Genomic DNA, 3,886 nt, shown 5'->3' with positions numbered 1-3,886 from the left:
GAAAGCTCCGCCGCAGAACACCGCCAGCAGCACAACCACGCGCCAGCCCAGCGGCAGGGGCAGGAACAGCCAGGGCGCCAGCAGCGCGGCCACGGCAGACCCCATGCTGCCGGGGGCCACGGGACTGCGCCCGGCGTACCACACCCGGGCCACTTCCAGGGCCAGCCTGTCCAGACCGTTCCGCTCGTGCGGTGGGATGCAGCCCTCAGGCCCGGTACCGTGCGTTGCGTGCATGCGTGTGCTCCCTGTTCTTGCTGTCTTGCACTGCCGCAGGCGACCCGCGCGTGGCGCCAATGCCGCGCCCGGGGCAGATCACTCCACAGACGGCTCGATGACGCCACGTTGCAGCAGCAGCCGGACAAGTTCCGCCACCGGCAGCCCCACCACGTTGCTCCACGAACCGTCGATGGATTCCACCAGAAACGCGCCCACCCCCTGAATGCCGTAGGCCCCGGCCTTGTCGTCGGGCTCGCCCGTGGCGGCGTAGGCAGCAAGGGCTGCGGGGGGGGCATCCCACATGGTCACGCGGGTGGCGGCGTGAAAAATTTCGCTGGTGCCGTCCGGCAAGGCCACGCAGCAGGCGCTGACCACCTCGTGGGTGTGCCCGGCCAGCCGGGAAAGCATGCGCAGCGCGTCCGCGCGGTCACGCGGCTTGCCCATGATCTCGCCGCGCAGGGCCACCACCGTGTCTGCCGCGATGACCACACAGCCGGGGCGCGTTGCGGCCACGGACGCGGCCTTGGCCGCCGCGGCGCGACGGGCGTAGTGCGTCGGTGGTTCCACGGGCAGCGGCTCCGGCTCTGCCGCACCGTTGCCGTACACCTCGAACGACAGCCCGAGGGAATGCAGGAACTCGCGGCGACGGGGCGAACCGGAGGCCAGCACCACGGGCAGCAACGCCCGAAAGGGGCCTGCGGCAATGACAGGCTCTGCGGAATCCGCCGGGCACGGCTGCGCTGGCGTGGAATGATCGATCATGCGGTTGCGGCTCCGTAAAGAATGTAACGTTCGCGCCCGTACAGGAAAAATGGCCAATCCAAAAGGTCGGGGAGCCAGCCTGACCGGCCTTGGCAACACGCCTGCCCTGTTCCGGCTGACTGCCCTGATCCGGCTGACCGGACTGACCAGCCCCCCGGCGCAAACCCGTCCGGCACAGACTCGTCCGGCACAGGCTCGTCCGGCACAGGCTCGTCCGGGCAGACTCGCCCGGCACAACCCCGTCTGCCCAACCGGGAAACAGGGACAACCGAGGGAACAGGGGCAACCGGCCCGCACGGGCGGCACGCGATACGCCTTGCGTGTCATGCCCCATGGCAGCGCCGGGCGCAAGTACGCCATCCCCACAGCCATATTGCAAGCATGTGTCCACGGCACCATGTGGCAGTGCATTCATGCTCCGGCATGAACATGCAGTACACCCCACGCATGATGGGGGTATTCCCCACCTGCCCCAAAAGAATGCAGTCGCACCGCAAAAACACCTAATGTTTCGGGGCCGGCAGCCGATAGGAGGGGTGAGTGCATGGGCGGGTCTTCCCTCTTCGCATTGGCCGGAAATTTTTTTCGGAAAAAATGCGTCCGCCCCCTAAAGTTCCCCCTCGGGGATGCCGATAGGCGATACGAGGGGAGACTACCGTGACCACGAACTCGTTTTACCTTCGCAACATGCTGCTGCACTACGACAAGCAGCTTGTGACCGCGCGCAGGTTGGCCCGCTACCGGCAGGCCATGCGTCTTGCGGCGGGCGAGGAGGAAAGCGCCATTCCTCCCGAGGTGAAGCGCAGATTCATGGTGGAACGTGTGGCTCGCGAAATCATGGAGAATCTTCTGCTTGCGGGAAGCGACAACCCCGTCGTACGAGAGATCAGGCAAAAGCTGGAACAGGAATTGGGAGAAACGCTCACCTTCACGTATCCTCCGACGCAGCTGGACATCCAGGTGTTCCGCGCCGGGCCGGAAGGCCCCGTCGAGGTAGCGCCAGCGGAGAAGGCGAGAATCCTTGACCGGCTATGGCACATTGCTCTCGAAACAGTGGACGATACCATGCTTTAGGCAATCCACGTTCCGATAAACGGTATGCTCCCCCGGGGAGGTTACCATGGAAATCAAGAACTATCTCAAGAACCTGGACCCGTACAGGACCAAGCTGGAACAGTCCGAGCTCCAGTCCAAGCGCACCGCGGCCCGCAAGGAAAATGACACCGCGCCCTCTTCGCAGGGCGACCGGGTAAGCCTTTCCAACGAGGCCAAGCTGCGCACGGAAGCGTATTCCGTCGCCCTTGCCGCGCCCGACGTGCGGCAGGAAAAGGTGGACGCGCTGAAGAGCAAGGTGGAATCCGGCGAGTACCAGGTGGACTCGCGCGCCGTGGCCGAAAAGCTGCTCAAGGAAGAGCAGGACCTGTTCGGCTAGCGGCTTCGGGCGTCGCTGCCCCGCCCCGTTTCCGACCCGCCTTGCGCGGGGCGCAGGAGATGCTGGCCTGTTGCGCAGCGGTTGCGAACCAACCCGTTGCGTAACGGCAGTGCGCCGATTGCGGGGCTGGGATGCATGCGCCCGGACTGCCCCGACCGACCACCGGGCTTTTTCTGTCGTGCGTTGCCGCACGGCCTGCGAATACAACGGCGAGGCGGAACCATTTCCGGATGGTTCCGCCTCGCCGCGTCTTGTCTCCATCCCGGATGCACGCGAAGGGCTACAAAAAAAGGGGGGGGCGTCAGCTGCCCGCGGCTGGGAGCGTGACCGGCGAGAGCGACCGGCGAGAGCGACTGGCGCGAGTAACTGGCGAGAGCGACCGGCGCGAGTAACTGGCGAGAGCGACCGGCGCGAGTAACTGGCGAACACATCCGGCACGCCGCGCACGCACAAAAGGCCGCGCGGCACTGCAACCGCGCGGCCCTTGTCGGCATCATATCACGTCGCAATGTTCCGCCCCGGAGCTACGCGCCATCCCGCAGCAAGCGCCGCACGGCGGCGGCATCGGGCAGTTCCAGCGCCCGTTCCGCCAATCTGGCGCAGGCCGCCATGTCGCAGCCCCGCACCACGTCCTTGGCGCGCGGAATGGCCGGTCCGTTCATGCTCAATTCGCCCAGCCCCAGCCCCACCAGCAGCGGGATGGCCTCTGCGCTGCCAGCGAGTTCACCGCACATGGCCACGGGTATGCCCGCCGCGTTGCCCGCCGCCACGGTGTCGCGCACCATGCGCAGCACGGCAGGGTGCAGCGCGTCCGACAGGTCGGCCACCGCAGCGTTGCCCCGGTCTGCGGCCATGACATACTGGGCCAGATCGTTGGTGCCGATGCTGAAGAAGGCCGACTCGCGCGCCAGTTGGTCCGCCAGGGCCACGGCGGCAGGCACCTCGACCATGATGCCCACCTCCACCGGGGCGTGGGGCAGGCCTTCCGCCGCCAGCGCGGCGCGGGCCTCTTCCAGCAGGGCCTTTGCAGCCGCCAGTTCGCCGGGGTGGGCCACCATGGGGAACATGACCCGGAGGGGATGTTCGGCTGCGGCGCGCAGCAGGGCGCGCAACTGGGTCAGGAACAGTTCGCGCCGGGCGAGGCAGAAACGGATGCCGCGCAGCCCCAGGAAGGGGTTGTCCTCTCCTGCCGCAAAGTCACCCAGATAGGGCACCGGCTTGTCGCCGCCGATGTCCAGGGTGCGCACCACCACCGGCAGGCCGGGCATGGCGGCGGCAGCGGCCACGTAGGCGGCGCGCTGCTCCTCCTCGTTCGGGGCGGCGGCCCGGTCCAGAAACAGGAACTCGGTGCGGAACAGGCCCACCCCCTCCGCGCCGTTGAGCAAGGCGGGGGCCGCGTCTGCCGGGGTGCCGATGTTGGCATGCACGTGCAAATGGCGGCCATCAACCGTGACGGCAGGCCGGGCGGCCCCGGCC

4 protein-coding genes and 1 pseudogene are annotated in these 3,886 nt (G+C 67.5%); 2 read left to right on the top strand and 3 right to left on the bottom strand.

Annotated features, from left to right (window positions below; translation table 11 throughout):
• Together FVW20_RS09300 and FVW20_RS09295 are read right to left on the bottom strand one after the other, a co-directional pair.
• A pseudogene (locus FVW20_RS09300) lies at positions 1-234 on the bottom strand (phosphatidylglycerophosphatase A family protein); the annotation flags it as partial.
• Between the two features lie 78 nt (positions 235-312).
• The gene (locus FVW20_RS09295) at positions 313-978 is read right to left on the bottom strand and encodes a Maf family nucleotide pyrophosphatase (RefSeq protein WP_196609197.1); all 666 of its coding nucleotides are present in this window, start codon (positions 976-978) and stop codon (positions 313-315) included.
• 657 nt (positions 979-1,635) lie between these two features.
• Between FVW20_RS09295 and FVW20_RS09290 the strand changes: the two genes are divergently transcribed.
• Complete coding sequence (locus FVW20_RS09290) at positions 1,636-2,052, top strand: DVU0524 family FlgM-associated protein (RefSeq protein ID WP_196609196.1); 417 nt, start codon at positions 1,636-1,638, stop codon at positions 2,050-2,052.
• Positions 2,053-2,098: 46 nt separating this feature from the next.
• Positions 2,099-2,410, top strand: a complete 312-nt coding sequence (flgM, locus tag FVW20_RS09285) for a flagellar biosynthesis anti-sigma factor FlgM (RefSeq protein ID WP_196609195.1) — start codon at positions 2,099-2,101, stop codon at positions 2,408-2,410.
• A gap of 524 nt (positions 2,411-2,934) precedes the next feature.
• Here the strand turns inward: flgM and ptsP are convergent.
• The coding region (gene ptsP / locus FVW20_RS09280) for a phosphoenolpyruvate--protein phosphotransferase (protein ID WP_196609194.1) at positions 2,935-3,886 on the bottom strand (952 nt) is incomplete at its 5' end.

This window comes from Nitratidesulfovibrio oxamicus, from assembly GCF_015731765.1.
GTDB classification, from domain to species: domain Bacteria; phylum Desulfobacterota; class Desulfovibrionia; order Desulfovibrionales; family Desulfovibrionaceae; genus Cupidesulfovibrio; species Cupidesulfovibrio oxamicus.
Note: the sequence above shows the minus strand (reverse complement) of the source record. Positions and strands in the feature narration are given on the sequence as shown.